Source organism: Rhodococcus sp. KBS0724 (genome assembly GCF_005938745.2).
Taxonomy (GTDB): Bacteria; Actinomycetota; Actinomycetes; order Mycobacteriales; family Mycobacteriaceae; genus Rhodococcus_F.
In genome coordinates this window covers 5408284-5431897 of the sequence record NZ_VCBX02000001.1, presented here as the reverse complement: position 1 = coordinate 5431897, position 23614 = coordinate 5408284, and the positions used below count along the sequence as shown (strand labels likewise).

Genomic DNA, 23614 nt, shown 5'->3' with positions numbered 1-23614 from the left:
TAGTGGATCTTGAAGTCTTGGAGAAAAATACAGTGCAGTCGGCATTTCCGGTGACAGCGGCCCAACGCAGCATCTATTTCGGGCACCAGTTGGACTCTGTGGGGCACCTCTACAACACCGGTATCTATACCGAGACGCTGGGTGAGGTCGACATCGATCGGGTGGTCGAGGCCTGCCGATCGGTGCTGGATCAAGCCGAGACACTGCATGTGAACTTCGACGTGGATGCACAGGGCGCGCTGGTGCAGATAACGCGCGATGGCCGCGACTGGGACTTGCCGGTCATCGATTTCCGCGGCGAGGCCGACCCGCGCGAGGCGTCACTGCGGTGGATGCGCGAGCAGATGGAATCGCCGGTGGATCTGGCGAGTGATCTGCTCTTCACCTTTGCGGTTCACCTGATCGACGGTGACACGATGCGGCTGTATCAGCAGTATCACCACATCATCAACGACGGCTACGGCATCGCCCTGGTCTTGAACAAGATCACGCGCGCCTACGTGGAGGGCTCCGCGCCGGAGCTGCGCGCCGAGTGGGGACTGGCGAGGTTCGTCGAGACCGATGTCGAGTACACGTCCGGCACCGCGATCGACGAGGATCGTGAATACTGGCTCGCCGAATTGGGTGACCTGCCGACGTCGCCGCGGTTGATCACCGCGGACCATCCGCCGGCGCCCGGCGTCACGAGTGTGACCCTTACCGTCGACCTCGAACGCCGTCAGCGACTCGAGGAGTACGGCAAGGCACATGGATTGCGGTTGTCCTGGTTGGTGATCGCGTTGCTCGGGGGTTATGTCGCCCGAGCTACGGGCACCACCGACGTTGTGGTGAGCCTGCCGACCACTGCTCGCGGAACACGTGAATTGCGGGCAGTACCAGGCATGGTCGCCAGCGTCCTGCCGATGCGGATCGACGTCGGAGACCAGGCTCGCCTGGCCGATATCGCAACCAGTGCCGAGCAGAAGATGTGGAAACTGCTCAAGCACGGCCGCTATCGAGGCGAGGCGATCGGCCGCGAGTTGGCTGCCCGGAACCCGGATTGGCGGCCACCGGGTATCGGCATCAACATCATGCCCAACTCGACCTCACGTTTCACCATCGGCCGCGAGTCGACTGTGGAGATGCTTGCGTCCGGGCCCGTCGGTGAACTCGAATTCATCGTGCTGCTGCACAAGTCGGGGCAGCCGATCGAGATCGGGCTTCGCAGTCATCCTGACAATGCGCAGCGCTGCATCGAGATTGCCGACAGTGTCGGGGATTTCATCGACTCGTTCCTCGAATCGGTCGACGAGTCGGTGTGGTCGTACGACGTCGACGGACTGGACGTCGCGACCGCGGATCGTCCCCACGACGAAGACGGTGCGGGACCACTGACGTTGCTGCCGAGTCTTGCGGCGCGCCGTGACAACGGCCTGCCGGTTGCCAGCACGCTGCGTGAGCATCGAATCACCGCTCCCGAGAATCTGACCCGGGAACAGTTGGCCGAGGCGCTCGACGCACTTGTCACCCACCACCACGGGTTGCGAGCGACTCTTACTGCGCCGGTGCCGGTGTTGTGGATGCTTGCCGTAGCCGAACCCGATGCCGTGAAGGCAGATTCGCTGATCGGTGACGACGGTGTTCCTGACCCCGCAACAGGTCGAGGGCTGTGTGTTTCCTGCTCGGCCGACGGAGAGCTGATCCTCACTGCCGCAGCAGGTCTGATCGACGACGTGTCCTGGAAGATTGTCGCGGAGGATTTTGCCACCGCGCTCCGGGCAGTGTCGAGAGGGCGCAAGGTTGTGCTGCCGCCCGTGCCCACGGCGCTGAAGGCGCATGCTCGACGGTTTGCCGAGGAAGCAACATCGCCGGCGCGTCTGGCGGAGTTGGTCACCTGGACGTCAGTTCTGGCGCCGGGCGCATCTCTCGTTGCCGCCGCCGATACCGCCGGCGCGCAGGCCGTCCGCACGGAGATGCTGACGGCGGCTGAATATGCCACTGCAACAACGCGAGTGCTGAACCTGGTCAAGGGTGAGCCTGCCGATGTGTGGGCAGCGGCCACCGCGCTCGCAGTGTCCCGTTGGAGCCGGCGCATCGACGGCACCGACGAACTCACCGTTGACGTGTGGCGCGATGGCCGTCAGCCGTGGGGAACCGGCGACGATGTCGACCTGAGCCGTACCGTCGGGCCGCTGGGGTACACGTCTCCGGTTCGGTTGGTGCTGACCGACGATGCGCACGGCGCTTTGCGGTCGTCCAAGGAACGGGCACGGGCCGCAGGCGGTTCCGGTTGGCCGCTGCTGCGCTACGCCAATGTTCAGGCAGGCCCGGCCTTGGCAGCTTTGCCGACGCCTCAGGTATTGGTGCGAGATGGGGGCGACCGCATCGGTCGGTACGCCCTGGATATCGCTGTGCACGCCGAGAAATCCGGTGGCGCCCGGGTGGAGTTTGCCTCCGACTTCGGTGTCGACGACGCGGAATTGGAGACGCTGGCCGGCTTGTGGCGAGATGCGCTGCGAGAGTTGGTGGCGCTGGCAGAGGGCGGTGCGACGTCCGGGCTCACGCCGTCCGATCTGCGTCACATTTCTCTTACACAGAGCGAGATCGATCTCGTCGAATCCGTCAGCGACGTGGTGATCGAGGACATCTGGCCGCTCTCGCCGTTGCAGCGCGGACTGTTCTTCCAATCGGTGTTCGATTCCGGTCAGGACATCTACACGGCACAGTTCTCACTGGACTTCGGCCATCGCATCGACGTGGCCAGGATGCGCGCCGCCGCTGCCACGCTGCTGGACGAGAACCCCACGGTACGAGCCGGATTCACCAACGACGGTCTGGGAGACCCGGTCCAGTTCATCGGAACCGGACTCGAAGTTCCCTTCGTCGAAGCCGATCTGTCCATGCTGGCACCCGCGGAGCAGAAGACGGGTGCCGAGGAGTTGGCCGCCGCCGACCGCGCACGACCGTTCGACCTCACCGCACCACCGCTGTGGCGCATGCTGCTCATCCACCTCGGCGACGGCATCGACCGTCTGGTGATCAACCGCGAGTTCATCCTGTGGGACGGCTGGTCTGGCGCACTGTTCGTCGATCAACTGCTGGCCCGCTACGCCGGTGATGCCGTACCCACACCGGATGCCCAGTTCACCGACTACCTGACGTGGCTCGACGCCCGTGATCCGGACGTGGCAGCGCAGGCATGGCGCCAGAACTTCGAGGGATTCGAGAACCCGACACTGATCGCCGCCGGCGCCAAGGGCGGTACCCCGGTGGTGCCGACCCGCATCGAGTCCTACGTGGACGCGGAACTGACGTCGGCGCTGCGTGAGCAGGCCAGGCGCAGCGGAGTCACGCTGAACGCGTTGATGAATGCGGTCATGGGACTACTTCTGTCGGCTGAATCCGGCCGCACCGACGTGGTGTTCGGTTCGACAGTTGCCGGTCGGCCGACCGAGATTGTCGGACTCGAGAGCGTGCTCGGCATGTTCCTCAACACGGTACCCGTGCGAGTGACGCTGGTGCCAGGGGAAACTGTGTCGCAACTGCTACGGCGGATGCAGGACGAGTACGTCGAGCGAATGGAATGCGAGTACCTCGGACTCGGAGAAATTCAGCGCGCCACCGGGCATGCCGAATTGTTCGACACCTTGTTCGTGTTGCAGAACTTCAAGAACGCCACCGAGATGGCGGCGCAGTCGGCCCGGCACGACATCGTGGCCGAGGACAGCCTCGACCACACGCATTACCCGCTGGCCGTGGTGGTCTCGCCCGGTGAGCAACTGCACGTCAAGATCGACTACCGCCACGACATCGTGGATGCCGCGCGAGCTCACGCCCTGCATGAGCGGTTCAACACCTTGCTGGAAACGGTTGCACGCGACGGTGATCGGTTGGTCGCAGCCGTTCCCGCCCTCACCCCGACAGAATTGGGGCGCGCGGCATTGTCCTGGGACGCGCCGTTGCCTGCTGTCGACGACATCACGATCGCGGAGATGCTCATCGATCGGGCGCGGTCCATCCCGGACGAGATCGCACTGGTATTCGGTGACGAGCGGGTCACCTATCAGGAACTGGCCGGCCGGGTGGAAGCACTTGCCCGCCAACTGATCGTTCGCGGTGCGGGTCCGGAGTCGGTTGTTGCACTGGGACTCCCGCGCACGGTGGACATGGTGGTCGCTCTGTTTGCGGTTCTTCGAGCCGGTGCGGCGTACCTGCCGCTCGAACTCGACCAGCCGGACGACCGCCTCGAGACGGTGATCGAGGATGCCGATCCGGTTCTGTTCGTGACCAATACGGCTGCAGCGACGCGGCTGAGTCTTCCCGCCGACCGGTCGATCCTCCTTGGCGTCCCCAATGATTGGGACACCAGCCCACTGACCGCGGCGGACCTCGGTGCGTTTGCGCCGGGCCGCGTCGGGCGCCTCGATCACCCCGCCTACGTCATCTACACCTCCGGTTCGACCGGCAAGCCCAAGGGCGTTCTCACGCCGTACCGCGGCCTGACGAACATGCAACGCAACCATCAGGAAAAGATCTTCGAGCCGGTGGTGGCGGCCGAGGGTGGGCGTCGACTTCGGGTGGCGCACACAGTTTCCTTCGCCTTCGACATGTCGTGGGAAGAACTGCTGTGGCTCGTGGAAGGCCACGAGGTGCATATCTGCGACGAGGACCTGCGCCGCGACGCGAATGCTCTGGTCGACTACTGCGACCGAGCGCAGATCGATGTTGTCAACGTGACACCCACTTACGCAACGGCTTTGCTGGCCGAGGGCCTGCTCGACCGCGAACCGATCGACGGCGACCGCATCGGGCATCGCCCGCCGCTGGTGCTGCTCGGCGGCGAAGCGGTCCCGGACTCGGTCTGGAATCGCCTGCGCGACAGCGACGGAACCCTCGGCTACAACCTGTACGGGCCCACCGAGTACACGATCAACACCCTCGGCGCCGGCACCGACGACAGCGTCACCCCCACCGTCGGAACCCCGATTCGCGCGACGCGGGGATACATCCTCGACGCCTGGTTGCGTCCCGTCGTCGACGGAGTGGCGGGCGAGTTGTACATCGCCGGTGTCGGATTGGCACGCGGCTACCTGGGGCGCACCGACCTCACCGCCGATCGCTTTGTTGCCGACCCGTTCGGCGGCGACCGCATGTACCGCACCGGCGACTTCGTCCGGCTGCGGCGCGACGGAAACCTCGACTACCTCGGTCGCATCGACGACCAGGTCAAGATTCGTGGTTACCGCGTCGAACTGCACGAGGTCGAATCGGCCGTCGAATCACATCCCCTGGCCGCATCGGCAGCTGTGATCGCGGTGGAAGACCCCTTGGTCCCCGGTATGAAACGTCTTGCCGGATACATGGTGACTGCGGATTATCTGGCGACTACGGATTACCTGGCGACGGATGATTCGGACCCGGACATCGCCGCCACGGTGCTGGCATACCTGCGGGCAAAGCTGCCCGACTACATGGTGCCCAGCACTCTGCAGATCATCGACGCGATCCCCATGACGGTGAACGGCAAGCTCGACGCCAAGGCACTCCCGATGCCGGAGATTCGCACCGGGGCCACGTCGCGGCCGCCGAAGAACGCAACAGAGCAGGCGCTGTGCGACGTCTTCGCAGACTTGCTGGAACTCGATTCGGTCGGTGCCGAGGACGACTTCTTCGAACTCGGCGGGCATTCGATGATCGCGATGCGCGTCGTATCGCGGGTGCGCGCGGAGTTCGACGTGCAGTTGACGATTCGGGATTTGTTCGAGGCTCGCACGCCGGCGCTAATTGCCGAACTGCTGCCGAACGCGGCAAGCGCACAACCGTCGATTGTCGCCGGCAGGCGGCCCGAGTTCGTACCGTTGTCCGCAGCGCAGGAACGGCTCTGGATGCTTGCGCAACTTCAGGACGACAGCCTGAGTTACCACTACGCGCATGTTGGCCGGCTGGACGGCGCACTGGACGAGGCAGCGTTGGCCGCAGCTCTGCGCGACGTCGTCGATCGTCACGAAAGTTTGCGCACCGTCATCGGGCTCGTCGACGGAAATCCATTCCAGCAGATCGTGGATGTCTCGGATGCGACCCGTCTCGAGATTGTCGACGCTGATGCGAATACCGCGCAAGGTGTGGTGATCGAGCGGCTGACGGCCAACTTCGATCTCCGCACCGACGTACCGCTGCGCGTCACGCTGGTGCGGATCACGCCCACCGAATACATCATTGTGTTGGTGTTGCATCACATCGCGACCGACGAATGGTCGGACGCACCGTTGCTCGGTGATCTCACCCGTGCCTACCTGTCCCGGACACAGGGACAGGCTCCGGAGTGGGCGCCGCTTCCCGTGCAGTACGCGGATTACGCACTGTGGCAACATGATCTACTGGCAGGTGACCTGTCGGACCGCCAGCTCGGATTCTGGCGCGATCACCTGGCCGGACTGCCGGACGAGATCGTCCTGCCGACCAACCGTCTGCGCCCCGCTCAGCCGACCGGCACTGCAGGCAACGTGCAGATCACGCTCGCCTCCGATGTTGTGCAGAAACTGCGCGCCATTGCCGACGATCACCGCGGCACGATGTTCATGGTCCTGCACGCGGCCACAGCAGCAGTGCTCTCGCGTCTGGGCGGTGGCAACGACATTGCCGTCGGTAGCCCGGTATCCGGTCGCTCCGACAGCGCTCTCGACAATCTGGTCGGGTTCTTTGTCAACACCGTTGTACTGCGCAGCGACCTGTCAGGAGATCCGACGTTCGCAGAGCTGGTGGACCGGACACGTGACGCCGACCTCAGCGCGATGGACCATCAGGACATCCCGTTCCAGCGGGTGGTCGAGGAGTTGGCGCCGCCGCGCGTCGAAGGCCGTAATCCGCTGTTCCAGGTGATGGTGAGCTATCTCCAACGCGCCGGAGTTCTCCCGGATTTCCTTGGGGTGCCCACTCGTTGGGAGCAACTGACCAACGTGCGTGCGAAGTTCGATCTCAATGTCACGTTTGTCGACGCGCCGGACACCGGTGAAGTGACCGTCATCGCCGAGTACGCCGAAGACCTCTTCGATCGGGAGCGGGTGGAGATGATCCTCGCCGTCCTCTCACGATTCGTCGACGTGGTTGCGGCTACGCCGTCCGCGCGCGTCGGGGCTGTCGAATTGGTGGACGCCGGCGAGCGGGCTCACCGACTCGCGGTGGGTGTCGGGCCCCGCGCCGAGGTCGAATCCGTGACGATCGGCGACCTTCTCTCGCGGCAGGCGGCGTTGTCGCCTACCGCCACGGCTCTGTCCGCTTTCGGCGAGCAGATCGACTACGCACACCTCGAGGCCCGCTCGAACCGTCTGGCCCGCCTGTTGATCGAGGACGGCGCGGGTCCCGGTGACGTGGTGGCCGTCGCGGTGCCGCGTTCGGCAGATCTGATCGTGGCGATCCACGCGGTCGTGAAATCGGGTGCCGCGTACCTGCCGATCGACACGGGGTTGCCGCCGTCGCGTATCGAGTACATGCTCGGCGACGCTCGACCGGTGCGTGTGCTTGCCACCAGCGCGGTAACCCTGCCAGGTGCCGTTGCCCGTACCGATGTCGACGCACCGGCAGTGCAGGCCCGGTTGCAGGTGCTCAGTGGTGAAGCGGTGACCGAGCGTCGTAGCGCCCTGACCCCGGCCCACCCGGTGTATCTGATCTACACCTCCGGTTCCACCGGAAACCCCAAGGGCGTGTTGGTGTCTCACCAGTCCGTGGTCAACCGTTTGGCCTGGGTGCAGGCGGAGTCGCCGGTGCTGCCGACGGACCGCGTGGTTCTCAAGACACCGACCACCTTCGACGTCTCCGTGTGGGAGTTGTTCTGGCCCAGTGTGAACGGTGCAACCACCGTGATCGCGGGCCCGGATACCCACCGAGATCCGGTGGCACTGGTGCAGTTGCTGCGCGAGAACGACGTAACTATCGCGCACTTCGTTCCGGCGATGCTCGAAGAAGCGCTCACCGAGCAGATTTCCGCCGTGACGTCGTTGCGCCGTGTCGTGTGCAGCGGTGAGGCACTGCAGAATCGAACCGTCGCACGGTTTGCCGCCGCGCTGCCGGGTGTGCGACTCGACAACCTGTACGGGCCGACAGAAGCTGCCGTCGAAGTCACGCTTGCGGCAGACCTTGCTCGTGACCTCGGCGTCGACCCGGCAGGATCCTCCTCGATCGGTGGTCCAGGGTCGAACGTGGAACTTTACGTTCTGGATGCACGCTTGCAACCGACTCCGGCCGGAGTCGCAGGCGAGCTGTACATCGGCGGAGTGCAGGTGGCGTACGGCTACCTGGGCCGGTCCGCGCTGACTGCGGATCGGTTTGTGGCCGATCCTTACGGCGCCGCCGGTTCGCGGCTCTACCGGACCGGTGACCTCGTTCGCTGGAGCGAGAACGGAACCATCGAATTCCTCGGCCGCTTGGACGATCAGGTCAAGATTCGTGGTTTGCGCATCGAACTCGGTGAGGTCGAGACGATCCTCGAGGGTCATCGCGACGTGACCCGCGCGGTTGCTGCGGTGCATCGAAACCCCGAGGGTGAGGCGGTACTCGTCGGATACGTCATCACGGCCGCCGACGCGGTGGTCGACGCGACCACGTTGCGCAACGCTCTGAGTGGCACGGTTCCCGATTACCTGATCCCGGCAATCGTGATCACGGTCGACGAGTTCCCGGTCAGCTTCAACGGAAAGCTGGACCGAAAGGCGCTGCCACGTCCCAGCTTCGAGAGCGCTGCGTCCTCGCGGGAACCGCGCACGGACTTCGAACGCCAGGTATGCGAGGTGTTTGCGTCGGCGCTCGGACTGGAAACGGTGGGAATCGACGACGATTTCTTCTCGCTCGGCGGTCACTCGTTGACGGCCATTCGTCTGGTCAATGCGTTGCGCAGTGAACTGGGGGTCGAGCTTGCCGTGCGTAGTGTCTTCGAGTCACCCACGGTTGCGCAGTTGGCTGTGCTGGCTGCCGGCGCCGGAAGCGGCGCTTCGTCGACGTTGGGACGTCGCGAGCGTCCGGATCTGGTGCCGGTCTCGTTTGCCCAGCGGCGGATGTGGATCCTCGATCAGTTGGGTGTCGACGGCGGCGCGTACAACGTGCCGATCTCGTGGCGCGTTCCGGCCTCGGTGGATGTTGCCGCCCTGGCAGCAGCAGTCCAAGACGTCGTTCTCCGGCACGAAGCACTCCGCACGGTGTTCCACTCCGTGCACGGCGAGCCGTACCAGGTGGTTGTGCCGCCGCGTGACGTCGACGTGCTGGTGCACCGGCAGACGGTGTCGGCTGACGAGGTCACCGAACTGGTTGCGCAAGCATCGCGCTACAGCTTCGACCTCGAACATGAGATTCCCGTGCGGGTTTCGGTGTTCGAGCTCGACAATGCAGGAGAGACGCACACCGTCGTTCTGTTGCTGATCCACCACATCGCGACAGACGAATGGTCTACCCGCGCTTTGCTCGGCGACCTGATGTCGGCATACGCGCTGCGCCAGCTCGGCCAGGCACCTGACTGGGTGCCGCTGCCGGTGCAGTACGCCGACTACACACTGTGGCAGCGGGAGATTCTCGGCGAGCGCGACGACCCGCAGAGTCTGGCCGCAGCGCAGGAGATCTACTGGCGCAAGAATCTCGAGGGATTGCCGGAAGAGTTGCCGCTGCCCTTCGATCGGACTCGGCCGGCCCGGACGAGCTATGCCGGTGGCGCTGTGTATCTGGCCTGGGAACCCGAAGTGGTTGTCGGACTGCGAGCATTGGCCCGTGAACACAACGTGAGTATGTTCATGCTGGCGCAGGCGGCAGTGGCAGTACTTCTGCACAAGTCCGGTGCGGGCGTGGATATTCCGCTGGGTACGCCGGTTTCCGGCCGCGGGGATGCGCAACTCGAAGATCTGGTCGGGTTCTTCCTCAACACGGTGGTCCTGCGTACCGACCTGTCCGGAAACCCGACGCTCGCTGAAGTGCTGAACCGGATCCGCGAAAGCGATCTCGGTGCTTTCGAGCATCAGGACTTGCCGTTCGAGCAGGTAGTCGATTCGGTGCTGGGCGGCGGTGAGCGGTCGCGGTCGATGCACCCGTTGTTCCAGACCATGATCGTCTACTTGACGGAGCCCAACCCGGCCGAGAGCCTGGGCGCGGCAATGACTCCGGAACCGATCGAGGTGGCGACCGCCAAGTTCGACCTGTCGTTCGACTTTGTCGAGTACGCGGGCACCGACACCGTGGTGGGCATGATCGAGTACAGCTCGGAACTGTTCGAGCGCAGCACAGTCCAGCGGTTGGCCGACGGACTGGCCCACGTGCTCAGGGAGTTCACGGCGCGCTCCGCTGAGCGCAGGCTCTCCGAGATCGAGGCTGTTCCGGCCACGGATCAGCAGCTGATCGAGAGTGACTGGAGCGTCAATCCGATTGTGGTGCCGACGCTGACAATGCCGGAATTGTTCGACGCTGCCGTGGCGCGTCACACCGGTGAGACTGCACTGCTGGCCGGCGATGTGTCCTGGACCTTCGGAGAACTCGGTGCGCGCGTCAACCGGTTGGCACGGGTGCTGATCGGCAATGGTGTCGGTCCCGAGACGGTGGTGGCACTGATGCTGCCGCGGTCGGCAGAGAGCGTCGTGGCGATTCTCGCGGTACTCACTGCAGGCGGCGCGTATGTCGCTTGTGATCCTGACGCTCCGGCAAGTCGACTGGACACGATCTACGAAACGGTCTCGCCTGCAGTGACTCTGACGGTGAGTGCCTTTGTCGACCGGATTCCCGACTCGCTGGTACTGGCCATGGACAGCCTGGAGTTCGACGATCTGCCGTCCGCACCCGTGACCGATGCGGATCGACGTGCGCCGCTGCGAGCGGATCATCCGGCATACATCGTGTTCACCTCCGGATCGACCGGTGTACCGAAAGCCGTTGTCGCGCCGCATCGTGGCCTGGTGACGCTGTTCCACAGCCATCGTGCGGATCTGTATGTGCCGACGCAGGAGCGGGCGCAGCGTGATCGACTGCGAGTGGGTCACGCGTGGTCGTTTGCCTTCGATGCGTCGTGGCAACCCCAGCTGTGGCTACTCGACGGCCACACCCTGTGTGTCGTGGACGAATCGACGCAGCGGGATCCGCGGCGCATGGTCGAGCAAGCGCGAGATCAGGAGTGGGACTTCGTCGAAGTGACACCGTCGCACCTGGGTCAGCTGATCGACAACGGTCTGCTCGACGGGGAACGCGTGCCCGCATCACTGGGCTTCGGCGGTGAGGCCGTCTCGCAGCCGCTGTGGAATCTGTTGCGCGAGAAAGCTGGAGTCGAGGCGTACAACCTGTACGGACCCAGCGAAAGCACCGTCGACGCGCTGGTCGCGAGGGTGTCGGACAGTACGTCACCGGTCGCGGGTCGGCCCGTCGGCAATACGCGTGCTCATATTCTCGACGAGTGGTTGCGTCCGGTTCCGGTGGGCGTCGAAGGCGAGCTGTACCTGTCGGGTGACGGTGTGGTGCGCGGGTACCTCGGTGCAAGCGCACGAACCGCGGAAAGGTTTGTGGCAGATCCGTTTGCCCCAGACGGAACCCGGATGTACCGCACCGGCGACCGAGCCAAGTGGACGGCGTCTGGTCACATTCAGTATCGCGGTCGCACCGACGACCAGGTGAAGGTTCGGGGATATCGCATCGAACCCGCGGAGATCGAAGCCGCGCTGCTTGACACCGAAGGAATCGGCGCTGCACTGGTACTGGCCCGCGACGATATCGGCACCCGTGCGCTGGTGGCGTACCTTGTTGCCGACGGGACGGAGCCGGACAGTGCTGGTCTGCGGCGGTCCCTGAGTGCTGTACTACCGGACTACATGATCCCGTCTGCGTTTGTAGTTCTCGGCGAGATGCCGACGCTGCCGAACGGCAAGATCGATCGAGCGGCATTGCCGCGTCCGGAGATTGCGCCCGTCGGGGAGTACCGCGAGCCGGTGACGGAGATCGAAAAGCTCCTGTGCCGGGTGGTGGCCGATCATGTCGGGCTCGATCAGGTGGGATTAGGCGACGACATTTTTGCGCTCGGCTGTGACAGCATCGGCGTGATGGCTGTGATGAGCCGATTGCGTGAGGCCGGCTGTGAGGTGGAGGCTGCTCAGGTCTTTGCCGCCGGTTCGTTGGGCGAATTGGCACAAGAACTTACCCCTGTTACGACGTAAGGAATCGGAATGAACTCTCGATGGAATCGCAGGATCGGTGCGGCGCTGGCCGCGGCAACCGTTCTGCTCGGCGTCACGGCGTGCGGATCGGATTCCGACACCACCGACACGAGCAAGACCACCTCGGCGAGTGCCGACGCCGGCCAGTACCCGGTGACGGTGTCCGGCAAGTTCGGTGAGACGACCATCGAGTCCACTCCGACCCGGGCGATGCCGCTCTCCCCGCAGGACGCAGACATTCTGCTCTCGCTCGGTGTCACTCCGATCGCGATTCCGGTGGATGCCCAGAACCGTGCCGCTACCGGTGGTTCCGGAGTGTGGCCGTGGCAGAAGGAGGCGTTCGGCACCACGACGCCCGAAACCCTCGACCTCGAAACCGGCGTCGGATCGATCACCGAGAAGTTGGCTGTGCTCGAGCCGGACATCATCGTCTCCACCGGTTTCTGGGGACTCGACCAGTCTGCGTACGACCAGCTGAGCAAGCAGTTCCCGGTTGTCCACTTCGACACCAAGGCCAACGGCGAGCCGTGGCAGGATTCGACTCGTAAAGTTGCTGCCGCACTCGGTATCCCGGCCAAAGCCGAAGAGGTGATTGCCGCTGCCGAAGCGGATCTGGCTTCGGCTCGAGCAGCGAATCCGACAATCGAAGGTAAGACCTACAACGCGGTCATCGGCGATACCGGCGGACAGTTGTCGGTGCTGGCCTCCGACGAGCGCGGTATCGGCCAGTTCCTCACCTCGCTCGGATTGGTCCTGAGCCCGTATGCCACCACCCTGCCCGTCGACGCGGACGGCCGCGGAATCCTGTCATACGAGAGCGTCGGAGACCTGAACGCGGACGTGCTGTTTGTCGTCTCGCCCACCGGAGATCTGGGTTACCTCACCAAGTTCGAGGGCTGGAACGCATTGCCTGCTGTGCAGGATGGCGCTGTGGTGTCCTTGGCCCGTAACACCGGTCTGCCCAACGCCGTCGGATTCCCGTCAGCACTCTCGCTCGGCTGGGCCACCGACCAGGTGATGCCGCTCATTACCGACGCGGTCGCGAAGGGCGCAACGGGCTAGCGATGAGCGACCGCGGAGTGCTACTCGACATACGGCCGTTGCGCGAAAGCGCAGCGTTCCGGAGAGTTTTCATCGCCAGGACCATCTCGATTTTCGGTATCGGGATGCTGATGGTCGGTGTGCCGATTCAGATGTATGCGCTCACGGAATCGTCCTTCATGGTCGGTCTCGTGGCGGCTGTTGAAGGTGGAGCGTCCATCGGCGGCATGGTGGTCGGCGGAGTTCTCGCCGACAAGTACGACCGGAAGACTCTGATTCTGTTTGCGCGCACTGTATCCGGGTTGACGTTTGTCGGGTTGGCACTCAACGCGATGCTCGAGAATCCGTCGACGGTGGCAATCTTTGTGCTTGCCGTGGTCAACGGGTTGATCGGTTCGATCAGTATCGCAGCACTCTTTGCCGTCATCCCCAGCCTTATCCCCAAGGAACAGTTGGTCGGTGTCGGCGCGCTCAACGTGCTCAGTGCGCGGGCGGGCGCCGTGCTCTCCCCGGCTCTCGGCGGATTGTTGATCGCGGCAACGTCGGTGGCCTGGAACTACTGGGTTGCAGCCGCCGGAACCGTGATCACCATCGTGCTTCTCTCGGGATTGCCGTCCATGATGCCACCCGTCCACGAGCACGAGTCCGGGCACGACGGACCGCCGGTATCGGTGACGGGCTTCATCTTCGGGCACCGCGTGGTCGGCGGAGTCATGGCTGTCGGCGTGATCGCAATGCTCGGCAGCGGCGTCCTGGTTTTGGTCCCCGGGTTCGTCGACGAACGTTTCACCGGCGACTCGCGCGCGGTGGGTATGTTGTACGCGGCCGGAGCCATCGGCGCGGTGCTGGCCACCGTCACCAGCGGTTGGCTTGGCCGCCTGGCCCATCCGGGCCGGGTGCTGATGACGGCACTGGTTGCGGCCTTTGCCGTGCAGGCTCTGGTCGGGTTGGCCACAGGGTTGGTAGTGGCTGTTCTCCTGCTGGTCGTGGTCGGCGCCGTCACCTCTGTTCAAGAGGTGCTGCGGTACTCGATCATCCAGACCCACACACCGACAGCACTGTTGGGCCGTGTCAACGGATTGTGGGCGGCACAGGAGGTTGCCGGACTGTCGGTAGGTGCGTTGATTGCCGGCGCTTTCGGAGCAGCCTTCCTGCCGTCGACGGCGGTTGTCGTCTACAGCCTGACCCTGGGCGGCGTCGCACTACTGTCGACGGTTGTGCTGGGTTCGTTGCGGCGAGTGAGCGGCAGTATCCCGAACAGTGCAAGACCGGACATCACAACGCCAGCTGAGGGCGACACTCCGTTGCCCTCGACGGAACTCGAAAAGGAACACCAATGACTACTGCATTCACTCGCGAGCGCATCCTCTCCGATCTTGCCGAGGTCCTCGATCTCCCCGCCGACGAGTTGACCGAAGACGTGAGCCTGATCGACCTGGGTCTGGACTCGGTGCGGCTGATGTCGTTGGTCGAGCGCTGGCGATTCGAGGGCGCAGCAATCGATTTCGTGGATCTGGCGTCGGAACCACAGGTGGGTGCGTGGCTCGAGGTAATGGGTGCACAGTAACGGCGAGGCCGACCCCGAGCCAGGCACGAGTTCTGTGAGCGGCGCCCGCCGGATAGTTCGGCGGGCGGCGTACATTGCCGGAGTTGGCGCGGTGGCAGTTGCAGCGCTGGGAGTGCTCGTCTTCTATGTCGGCCCCGAGTCCAACACGTTGATCATCGCGTCGTCGTTCGTTCCGCTGATGCTCGGTGTCGGCCTGTTGGGTTTGGTTGCCCTGGCAGCAACAAGATCCTGGCGAACTCTCGCAATGGGAGTGGTAGTGCTCGTGGCGGGGGCGTTCACCCAGGCGCCGCTGTTCGTCTCGAATACGCCGGACACTGTTGCCGGCGATGCAATCCGGGTGATGCAGGCGAATATTCGCCTGGGCGAGGCCGATCCGGATGCGTTGGTGGAGCAGGTTCGTTCGCACTCGATCGACGTACTCACCATTCAAGAACTGACGGACTCCGCAGTGGAACGTCTGGGCGCGGCAGGTCTGACGGAGTTGCTGCCGTACCGGTTTGTCGAGCCCAAGGACGGCGGCGGTGGTACGGGAATCTACAGTCGCTTCCCGCTTTCCGAGCAGGAGTCGCTCGGCCACTTCGCGATGTCCAACCTCGTGGCAACAGCTGATATCGGCGACGGTCGCAACGTGACGGTGGCCGCGGTGCATCCGATGCCGCCTTACCCGTCGCCGGCCTGGATGTGGGCATCGGAGATGGGGAAGTTGAACGGACTTCTGCACGAGCAGGCGGCAGACGGCAACCCGATGATCGTCGGCGGCGACTTCAATTCCACATACTCGCACAGCCGTTTTCGCGCGATTCTGACGGATGGTTTCACCGATGCCGCGGAGCAGACGGGCGCGGGTTTCGTGATGACGTATCCCGCCGACACGTGGTATCCGGCACTGATCGGGATCGACCACATCGTCACCAACAGGGCGACGGTAACAGAGTTCGAGCGGATCGAGATCGAGGGTTCGGACCATCATGGTCTGGTGGCGACGGTGACACCCCATTTCAACAATACCTAGGCTATCCTAACTCTTGACTATTTGTTGGTGATTTCTATCGAGAGACCTGTGATCGGTGAACCGTAACCCTGCTGGCGTGAGTGTGGTTGTGCCGGTGTATCGGTGCCTGCCGTACGTGGAGAACTGCCTTCGTTCGGTGCTGGAGCAGAGTCGTCCGGTTGCGCAGATTGTCCTCGTGGACGATCGCGGCGGCGACGAGTCCATGGCAACCGCGGAGTCGTACTTGCGTTCGCGTGGTGTCGATTTCACGTCCGTGGTCCACAAGCGCAACGAGGGGTTGGGGCGCGCCCGCAATTCCGGTTTGGCAGCTGTGAGTGAAGATCTCGTGTGGTTCCTCGACAGTGATGATGAGGCAGCACCCGATTTTGTCAAGCAGCTCGAGTCGGCTTTGACCACCGCGTCGGCGGACTTCGCGTGCACCAGAACAACTCGCGTCGACGAATCCGGTAGAGCAATCCAGATCGACGAGGCGCCGTTCGACGCGATGGTGGTGTCGGGCAAAGAGTTTGCGCGGCGCCTGATTCTCGGGGATGCAAAGGCCTACGCGTGCACCAAACTCTTCCGCCGGGAATTACTGGGGGAGCGGCCGTGGGACGAAGGACAGGGGTACGAGGACATGGCGCCCGTGCTGCGAATGTCGTTGGCTGCCGATCGAGTTGCCCTGGTGGAAGAGCCCTTGTACCGGTATCTCTACCGCGAAGGCTCGATCAGCACCTCGCTCACGTCGCGCACGTTCGACCTGTTCAAGGTCGAACGCGACATCGACACCGCACTGTGCGCCCATTCTCTGAGCACACAGTGGGGCAACGAGATACGGGCCTTCCGTTACCGAGAGGTGCTGACGTCCGTGGCTCACGTGGCGATGCGCGCCCGCCATGCGTCGACCACGCGCCCTGAGCTGTACGACGAGGCGATAGATCGGGTGCGTCGGTCGATCTCGACGGACGACGTGATTCCGTTGGTACGCACCGGTCATCGCCGCGAGGCTGTGTTTGCGGTGATGGTGAAGTACACGCCCGGTCTGTACTCGGCGATTCTGAGGCACCGATGAGCGCGCCACTGGTCACAGTTCTGATCCCGGCCTACAACGCCGGCCCGTACCTGCGCGAGGCGCTCGATTCGGTTCTCACACAGGATTTCCGCGACTTCGAACTACTGGTCATCGACGACGGGTCCACCGACAATACGGATGCCGTGCTCGCAGCGGTGTCCGATCCACGACTGCGAGTGGTGCGACAGGACAATACCGGACTGGTCGGCGCTCTGAACCGGGGTCTCGCGGAAGCACGGGGCCAGTTCCTGGCGCGGATGGATGCAGACGATCGGATGGGCGTCGGCCGGTTGTCCGCCCAGTTGGCAGTATTGACGGCTGATCCGTCGATAGTGTCGTGCGGTACCGATTACGAACTGTTCGGGGCACTGACGGGCCGGGTTCGGATGCCGCGCACCGATGCTGCGTGTCGCCAGAGGTTGCTGCTCGGCAGTTGTCACTGCGGTGCGTCGGTCATGATCCGCAAACCCATGCTGGATCGCAGCGGTCTCGAGTTCCGGACGGAATTCGCGCATGCCGAGGACTATCGGATGTTCGCGGAGCTCTCGCAGTTCGGGCGCCTCGCCAACGTGGCGATGATCGGATACGAGTACCGGATCTACCCGCACCAGGTCAGTGCCGTGCACGGGTCGCAGCAGCGGATTGCGCACCAGCGGATCGCTCGCGAATACGCGGAGTCGATTGGCATTCGCCCGCTTTCGGACGACGCACTGTCGGCGCTGTTGTGGCCGCAGGTGCCGGCGGGATCTTTGCCGGTGGCGGCAGTGCGGGCGTTGACGGACATCGCGCGTCCGGCAGCGTCGGTGGTGATGCGGCGTCCGGGCGTCGAGACGGTGCGGTTCACCGGTCGCAAGATTGTCGAGACGCTCGCGAAAGTGCGAGCAGCGCACTAGGTTCTTGCGGAATCCAGCATGTCGGAATCTGGGAGGTCGGATTTCGGGACAGCCGGGGTAGCCGAGAAATCGACGATTGCCCGGCGCAGGGGCACCGCGATCACCGCGACGGCAACCAACTGAGCGCTCAGCGTTGCCAGTCCGGCTCCGATCAGACCCAGCCGGGGAATCAACACCAGTGCCAGCGACACCGTGGTGACGACGATGACGCACTGGACCGCCAGCATCAGCCGGAGCCGTCGCAAGATCTGGGAGAGAAGAAAATACACCATGACAATGGTTCCGACAATCGACTCGAGTGCCATCACGAGGACGAGTGTTGTTGCCGCATGGAAGTAGTCGGGGCTGATCACGTACAGGACGACCGGTCCACCGATCGCCAACCCGGTGGCTGCCACCGCAGTCACCGTGGCGAGCATCCGGAGCAGTCGTCGCAGTAGGGCTTTCCGGTCGGCATCGGGCGACGAGGCTTCGACGATAAACGACGAACCGACTCCGCTGCGGAGCAAACCGACTGCCGAGCACATTGTCCAGGCCACGTTGAAGTATGCGTTCTGTTCGGCCCCCAACTGCGACACCACGATCAGTGGCAGGACAAGGGGAGTCACCGTGAGGACCAGCGTCATCGTGAAGAAGACGCCCTGGAATGCCCACAATTCGCGAACCGGTGGCAGGTCAGGAGCGATTGTCTTCCGGCCGCGCACACCGGTACGCAGAATATGGACCAGCGCAACGGCAGTGACGCCGAACGCCAGCACACCCCAGGAACCGGTCAAAGCCAGAGTGGACCCTGTGCCTGCTAACGCGACGATCGGAACGATCTTGAGCACCGACAGCGCAATGTTCTTGGCTGCAACACTCTTCGCCAGTCGCAGACCCGTCAGGATCGGGTCGGTCAGCGCGTAGATCGCCAGCGTCATCACCAGCATCGGGAAGACGACACGTTCGGTGGTGTTGGTGAAGAGGCGTTCGTTGGTCGGATTGACGAGCAGGAAACCGCAACCGAGAAGCACGGCGACGGTGGCTGTCAGAGCCAACCCGCCCAAGACCAGACGCGTCGAAGCGCGTCCGGCGACGGGAAGGAAACGTTGGTATGCGCCGCCGAGGGACAAGCAGGACACCGATGCCAGCATCGTCGCCGTGCTGATGACGGCCGAGGCCCGGCCGACTTCCGCGGTCGTGAAGAAGCGTTCTGCCACTGCCCAGTACACCAGGCCGAGCGCACCGGTCGCCACGGACGAGAGCATCAGCGCCGCGGCATTGGACTCGAGTCCCGCGCTCAGACGGCGGGTGGGCAATCGGCTCATCGGGGTGAATCCGAGTGATGTGCCTGCCGCACGGCAAAGGCATCGATCAGCGTCATCGAGGTCGTGTCCACTTTGCGGGCGAAGAGCGCCGGTGAACGGCGCAGCGTCGGTTCGTCGTCGATTCCGAAAACACGCGGACTCAGCGCAGTTCGATCCGACCAATCGATGTAATGGAGGGCGTGTACCGGGTCGGCGATGAACGCGTCGGCGTCGGCGCACTGTTCCACGTCCTGAACGATCCGACTCGCGTGTGGTGATGCTTTGAGTATCGAGTGGAAGACGATCTCGTCGGAACACAGTGTGTGTCGATGAAAGTCGAGCCACCGTGGATGTTCCGCGATGAATCCGATGACCTGATCGACAGCGCCGGCGGTCAGCGCCCACCAGGTTGACCCCTGGTACAACTCGATTGTCGGATTCACCTTGCGGGGTATGCGCCCCGACAGTCGCGCCCGAAGCGGCAACCTGTCGTCCGGGAAGTGTCGACGGTCCACCAGATTGGTGCGCTGGGCATCGGGGCCGGTGAGTCGCCAGTCAATTCGGATGAACTCGATCGAACTCTGCCAGGCCGCCAGGACTTCGTCGATAGGTGCGATCAGCAGATCGGAACCGGAGAGCAGCGCGTACCGCTGATACGCGTTACCGGACGATCGTGCCTCTCTGATCAAGCGCAGGATCACGTGGACGATGCTCAGCCCACCCCAGTTCACGAAGGAACGGTCGCGCACATAGCTCACCCCGTCTCCTTCGGGTACCACGGCCTCGAACGATGCGAGATCGGCTTTTGCATCGATGTGGACGTAGACGTCGATGGACGGGTGGCGCAGTGAATCAACGAGTGCGGCAAAGACTTCTGGTTGGTGATGCGCGATGACCAGAACTGCGGCCCGGAAGCTCACTTCAGTGCCTCGCGCACAAGAGCGGCGGTGCGTGCGACGTACGGCGGGCGGAGCATCCCGACATGATCGCCGGAGACTCGCTCTACCGAAACGACGTTGGGTGCAACCTGAGTCCACCACGTGGGGTCATCCGGGTTGTCTTCGGCCATGACAACGGACACTGCGCCGTTCCACGGTTGCAATCGGTGCATGAGCGCGATCCGCCGGCCCAGATCGTGGAACAGATCCCACTGCGTCTGTGCGGGGTACTGCCACAGTCCGGCCGTGAGCAGCATCGCGCGTGTCTTCCAGAGTGTGCGGCGATCGGTGGGAGCGGGAGGTTCGGAAACCGGGATCGATGCATTACCTGAATCCGGTTCAGCGCGAGACAGATCGAGTGTTCCCGAACCCAGCGGTCCACCCAGGATCGTGTCGAGGCAGATTACCGCGTTGACGGTGTCGCCCTCGGCGTCGAGTAGGCGGGCGACGTCCATCGCGATCACACCGCCGAGTGAGTGGCCGACAAAGGTGTACGGGCCGTGCGGTTGTACCCGGCGGATCTCACGCAGGTAGCGCTTTGCCGCTGAGCGCACCGTCCAATCGGGGAATCCGCGACCTTCGAGTCCGTGGGCCTGGAGTCCGTGCACCGTCCATCGAGGGCCGAGTTCCCTCGCCAGCGGCAGCAATGCCAGTGCAGTGGAACCGGCTCCGGCAAAGGCGAAGATCGGGTCTGCGGTACCGCCGGTCTGCAACGGAACGAGCACGCGGGTGCGCAGCGTCGTACCTGCGGAAGCTTGTTCGAGATGTGCGGAAAACTGGTGAAGAGTGGGGAAGTTGGCCAAGGTCGCCGACGACAGTTCTGCGCCGGAGAGCTTCCCTGCCCGGGTGAGCATCTGCTGAGTCTGCAGGGAATCGCCACCGAGAGAGACGAAGTCGTCGTCACGGCCGATCTGTTCGATCCCGAGGATCTCGGACCACAGTGCTGCCAGTTCGGACTCGACACCCACCGCGGGAGAAATCACAGTAGGTCTGGGTGCGGGCGCCGGCAGAGCGGCGCGGTCCACCTTGCCGCGCTCGTTGCGCGGTAGCGCTGGAAGCAACATCAGGTTGGCTGGAATCATCCAGTCCGGCAGAGTCTTTCGGAGATCGCGGCGCACGTCTGCCGCGGACGGCGCGCGCGTGGTGGGATCCACGGCCACGTATCCAGCCAATACGGTGCCGGTGTCTGTTTGTCGAGCCAGTACAACGGCGTCTTCGATGGCAGGCAGGCGACGCAATGCCGACTCCACTTCCGACGGTTCTACCAGGTAGCCGCGTACCTTGACGGCGTCGTCGCTGCGGCCGACCAGGTGAAGCAGTCCGTGCTGGTCGAACCGGCCCAGATCGCCCATCCGGAACGATCGAGTGCCATCTGCTGCCTGCCCGAACTTCGTGAGGTCTGCGGCAGCGGTGCCGTCCAGCTCCACAAAATAGCCTTCGGAGAGATAGGGCGATTCGACGACAATTTCGCCGACCTCACCTGTTGCCACATCGCCGCCGTCGGGGCCGAGCAACCGCACCACTTTGTTGGCAGCCACCACACCGACGGGCAGCACCCGGTCGGGAACCTCGCGGCCAGGGGGGAACTCGTTGAACGCGAGGTTGCCGGTCTCGGAGGAACCAGACAGATTGCAGTACGACGCAATTGGGCTCAGCAATGTGCGGAGCCGTCTCACGTCGTCGCCGTGCACGGCCTCACCGCACGTGGTGACCAACCGGAGGCCGGTCAGGGTTGTGCTGCCGGCGCACGCCTTCATGACTGCGCGCAGTAGTGAAGGGGTGGCGTGCAGCGTGGTCAGGTTCTGGCTCGAGATCCACTGCGGGACTTCTTCGATACCCACTTCCCGGGGATCGAGGAAGTGCAGTTCGCCGCCGTTGAGCAGGGCACTGAACACTACGTCGAGTCCGCCGCCGAAGCTGATCGGCAACGCCATACCTATCCGGTCGCCGGAACCGATCCCGAGCGTGGCGTGAAAATCCGCAGCCTGGTTGAGCCACAGTCGGTGGCCCTGGCGGACGGCCTTCGGCGCGCCGGTGGAACCGGAAGTGAAAAGCAATACTGCGCAATCTGTCTGGGTGACAGTGGGCAGAGGCTGCTCGGGACGCGAAGGCAGCGCAGCCAACGCGGCCGGAGTAAAGCGGCCAGCGCCTGAGCGGGTGAGAATGTTGTGGCGCCGATCCTCGGGCAGTTGCGAATCGAGCAGCACCAGCGGATGTCCTGAGAGAAGCACGGAGACAAGCGCAACGACGCAGTCGAGGCTGCAGGTGGTGTCGAGGGCAACCGGGCGTTTATCGCCACCGGGCTGACTGCCACCGAGATGACCGCCACCGAGATGACCGACTAGGGCCCGAGCGTGCGCGTCTGCACGCGAGTGAAGTTCCCGATAACTCAGACTGCTACCGCCGCAGACCACCGCGATGTTGTCGGGCAGTGCGGTCGCAACGGATTCGAACCGTTCCCGCACCGAGGACCACGGGACCGGGAACGGTTCGTGTCCACGAGGAGCGAGGAAAGACCCGACTGTCGAAAGATCAGACACCGGCAGTGGCTCCGACCGCAGCCGTGACGCCAAGTCTGGGGAACAGCAGTTCGGCCGTGATTTCAGCCTCGCGGATCAGTGGCCACCCGGACAGGATCCAGATGTCGATGCCTACACTCTCGCTCATCTCGAGCATGCGTGCGGCAACGTTGTCTGCGCTGCCCACAAGGTAATTGCCGGATCCCTTACCCGCGATGTCGAAGGGTGGTTCGGCCCCGGACCACGTGGTCAGCCCGGCAGCCATGTTGGGGGCGAATTCGAGTTCGGCGCGCGTGGGCAGGCGCCCGGCTCGCAGAGCGTCGATCCGGGCCCGTACCTGGGCGTCGTCGGAGGTGAGTTCCGCCAACGGCGGGAACCCGAAGCTGGTCAGGTTGCGGTCCGCGGTGCTGAGCACCGATTCCGGTGAGGTCTGGGACAGTTGCCATTCGAAGCGTTCCCAAGCTTCCTCTTCCGTCTCCCGGACGATGACGCTGGCCAGTACCCCGAACTTCAGTTCGCGGCCTCTGTCGGACGCTGCCGCCCTGACCTTCGTGAACAGCGCCGACATCGCTTCGGCCGGACTCATGAACATGAGGTAGGCGTCGAGAACCTCTGCCGCGTGCGAGATTCCGGCGGGAGAGGCCCCGGTGCCCCAGACCGGAACCCCGTCCGGCTGACGGGGTCCGGCGATGGCTGGCTTGTATCGCGGACCGAGCTCGAAGTGCTCGCCCGAGAACGCCTGCGCCTCATCGAGATAGAGCCGCTTGAACAGCGGCCAGTACTCCTCGGAGACGCCGTAGCGCTCGTCCTTGGAGTGAAATCGTCCGTACCGCGCCAAAACCGGATCGGCGCCGTTGACCTGGTTGTAGATCAACCGGCCACCGGAGTACTGGTCGAAGACCTGTGCCTCCTCGGCCAGCAACGCCGGTGGTTTGACTCCGGGATACTCGGGTACGACAAAGCGCAGCCGTTCGGTATCGGCGACAAGCGAAATCGGCTCGCGGGCCGTTGTCAACGCGCCGTAGTAGCCGAGCCGGTCGAGAGTGCGCGCCTGCTCGCGCAGAGCGGCAAATGACGGCTCGAACCGGTGCCGTGGATCCCACGGCACCTCTCCGTCATTTGCTCCGATGTACCAGAGGATCTCGGGAACGGACATCTTTC

The 23614-nt window shown here is 64.0% G+C and carries 11 protein-coding genes; 7 read left to right on the top strand and 4 right to left on the bottom strand.

Going from position 1 to position 23614, the window contains the following annotated elements; all coding sequences use genetic code 11:
* The first annotated feature begins 17 nt into the window (after window positions 1-17).
* From FFI94_RS24850 to FFI94_RS24820, 7 genes are all read left to right on the top strand, one after another.
* The gene (locus tag FFI94_RS24850) at window positions 18-12146 is read left to right on the top strand and encodes a non-ribosomal peptide synthetase (RefSeq protein WP_260684309.1); all 12129 of its coding nucleotides are present in this window, start codon (window positions 18-20) and stop codon (window positions 12144-12146) included.
* A gap of 9 nt (window positions 12147-12155) precedes the next feature.
* Window positions 12156-13208, top strand: coding sequence for an ABC transporter substrate-binding protein (locus FFI94_RS24845; RefSeq protein ID WP_260684307.1), 1053 nt, complete (start codon window positions 12156-12158; stop codon window positions 13206-13208).
* A gap of 2 nt (window positions 13209-13210) precedes the next feature.
* A complete protein-coding gene (gene entS / locus FFI94_RS24840) occupies window positions 13211-14527 on the top strand; it encodes an enterobactin transporter EntS (protein ID WP_138870157.1) in 1317 nt (438 codons plus the stop codon).
* Entirely contained in the window at window positions 14524-14754 is a 231-nt protein-coding gene (locus tag FFI94_RS24835; RefSeq protein ID WP_138870156.1) for a phosphopantetheine-binding protein, read from the top strand. Before entS ends, FFI94_RS24835 begins: the two co-directional genes overlap by 4 nt.
* Window positions 14744-15766 carry an endonuclease/exonuclease/phosphatase family protein gene (locus FFI94_RS24830; protein WP_260684306.1) on the top strand — a complete coding sequence of 341 codons (1023 nt, stop codon included), beginning with the start codon at window positions 14744-14746 and terminating at the stop codon, window positions 15764-15766. Before FFI94_RS24835 ends, FFI94_RS24830 begins: the two co-directional genes overlap by 11 nt.
* Window positions 15767-15842: 76 nt before the next feature.
* Window positions 15843-16817: a glycosyltransferase family 2 protein gene (locus FFI94_RS24825; protein ID WP_138870155.1), complete on the top strand. Its 975-nt coding sequence runs from the start codon at window positions 15843-15845 to the stop codon at window positions 16815-16817.
* Window positions 16814-17710, top strand: coding sequence for a glycosyltransferase family A protein (locus FFI94_RS24820; RefSeq protein WP_138870154.1), 897 nt, complete (start codon window positions 16814-16816; stop codon window positions 17708-17710). The genes FFI94_RS24825 and FFI94_RS24820 overlap by 4 nt, the downstream gene beginning before the upstream one ends.
* Here FFI94_RS24820 and FFI94_RS24815 read toward each other — a convergent pair.
* Genes FFI94_RS24815 through FFI94_RS24800 form a run of 4 tightly spaced genes read right to left on the bottom strand, consistent with a single transcriptional unit; the run spans window position 17707 to window position 23609 of the window.
* Window positions 17707-19017: a lipopolysaccharide biosynthesis protein gene (locus tag FFI94_RS24815; protein WP_138870153.1), complete on the bottom strand. Its 1311-nt coding sequence runs from the start codon at window positions 19015-19017 to the stop codon at window positions 17707-17709. The two genes, FFI94_RS24820 and FFI94_RS24815, sit on opposite strands and share 4 nt — an antisense overlap.
* Entirely contained in the window at window positions 19014-19916 is a 903-nt protein-coding gene (locus tag FFI94_RS24810) for a beta-1,6-N-acetylglucosaminyltransferase (protein WP_185993314.1), read from the bottom strand. The genes FFI94_RS24815 and FFI94_RS24810 overlap by 4 nt, the downstream gene beginning before the upstream one ends.
* A complete protein-coding gene (locus tag FFI94_RS24805) occupies window positions 19913-22474 on the bottom strand; it encodes an alpha/beta fold hydrolase (RefSeq protein WP_138870151.1) in 2562 nt (853 codons plus the stop codon). The genes FFI94_RS24810 and FFI94_RS24805 overlap by 4 nt, the downstream gene beginning before the upstream one ends.
* Window positions 22467-23609 (bottom strand): LLM class flavin-dependent oxidoreductase, encoded by a 1143-nt coding sequence (locus FFI94_RS24800; protein WP_138870150.1) that lies wholly within the window; start codon window positions 23607-23609, stop codon window positions 22467-22469. The genes FFI94_RS24805 and FFI94_RS24800 overlap by 8 nt, the downstream gene beginning before the upstream one ends.
* Window positions 23610-23614 lie beyond the last annotated feature (5 nt).

Excerpts from the sequence above, each read along its gene's own strand:
- FFI94_RS24800 (WP_138870150.1), bottom strand. The coding sequence starts at position 23,609 with ATGTCCGTTCCCGAGATCCTCTGGTACATCGGAGCAAATGACGGAGAG.
- FFI94_RS24835 (WP_138870156.1), top strand. The coding sequence starts at position 14,524 with ATGACTACTGCATTCACTCGCGAGCGCATCCTCTCCGATCTTGCCGAG.
- FFI94_RS24820 (WP_138870154.1), top strand. The coding sequence starts at position 16,814 with ATGAGCGCGCCACTGGTCACAGTTCTGATCCCGGCCTACAACGCCGGC.
- FFI94_RS24845 (WP_260684307.1), top strand. The coding sequence starts at position 12,156 with ATGAACTCTCGATGGAATCGCAGGATCGGTGCGGCGCTGGCCGCGGCA.
- entS (WP_138870157.1), top strand. The coding sequence starts at position 13,211 with ATGAGCGACCGCGGAGTGCTACTCGACATACGGCCGTTGCGCGAAAGC.
- FFI94_RS24815 (WP_138870153.1), bottom strand. The coding sequence starts at position 19,017 with ATGAGCCGATTGCCCACCCGCCGTCTGAGCGCGGGACTCGAGTCCAAT.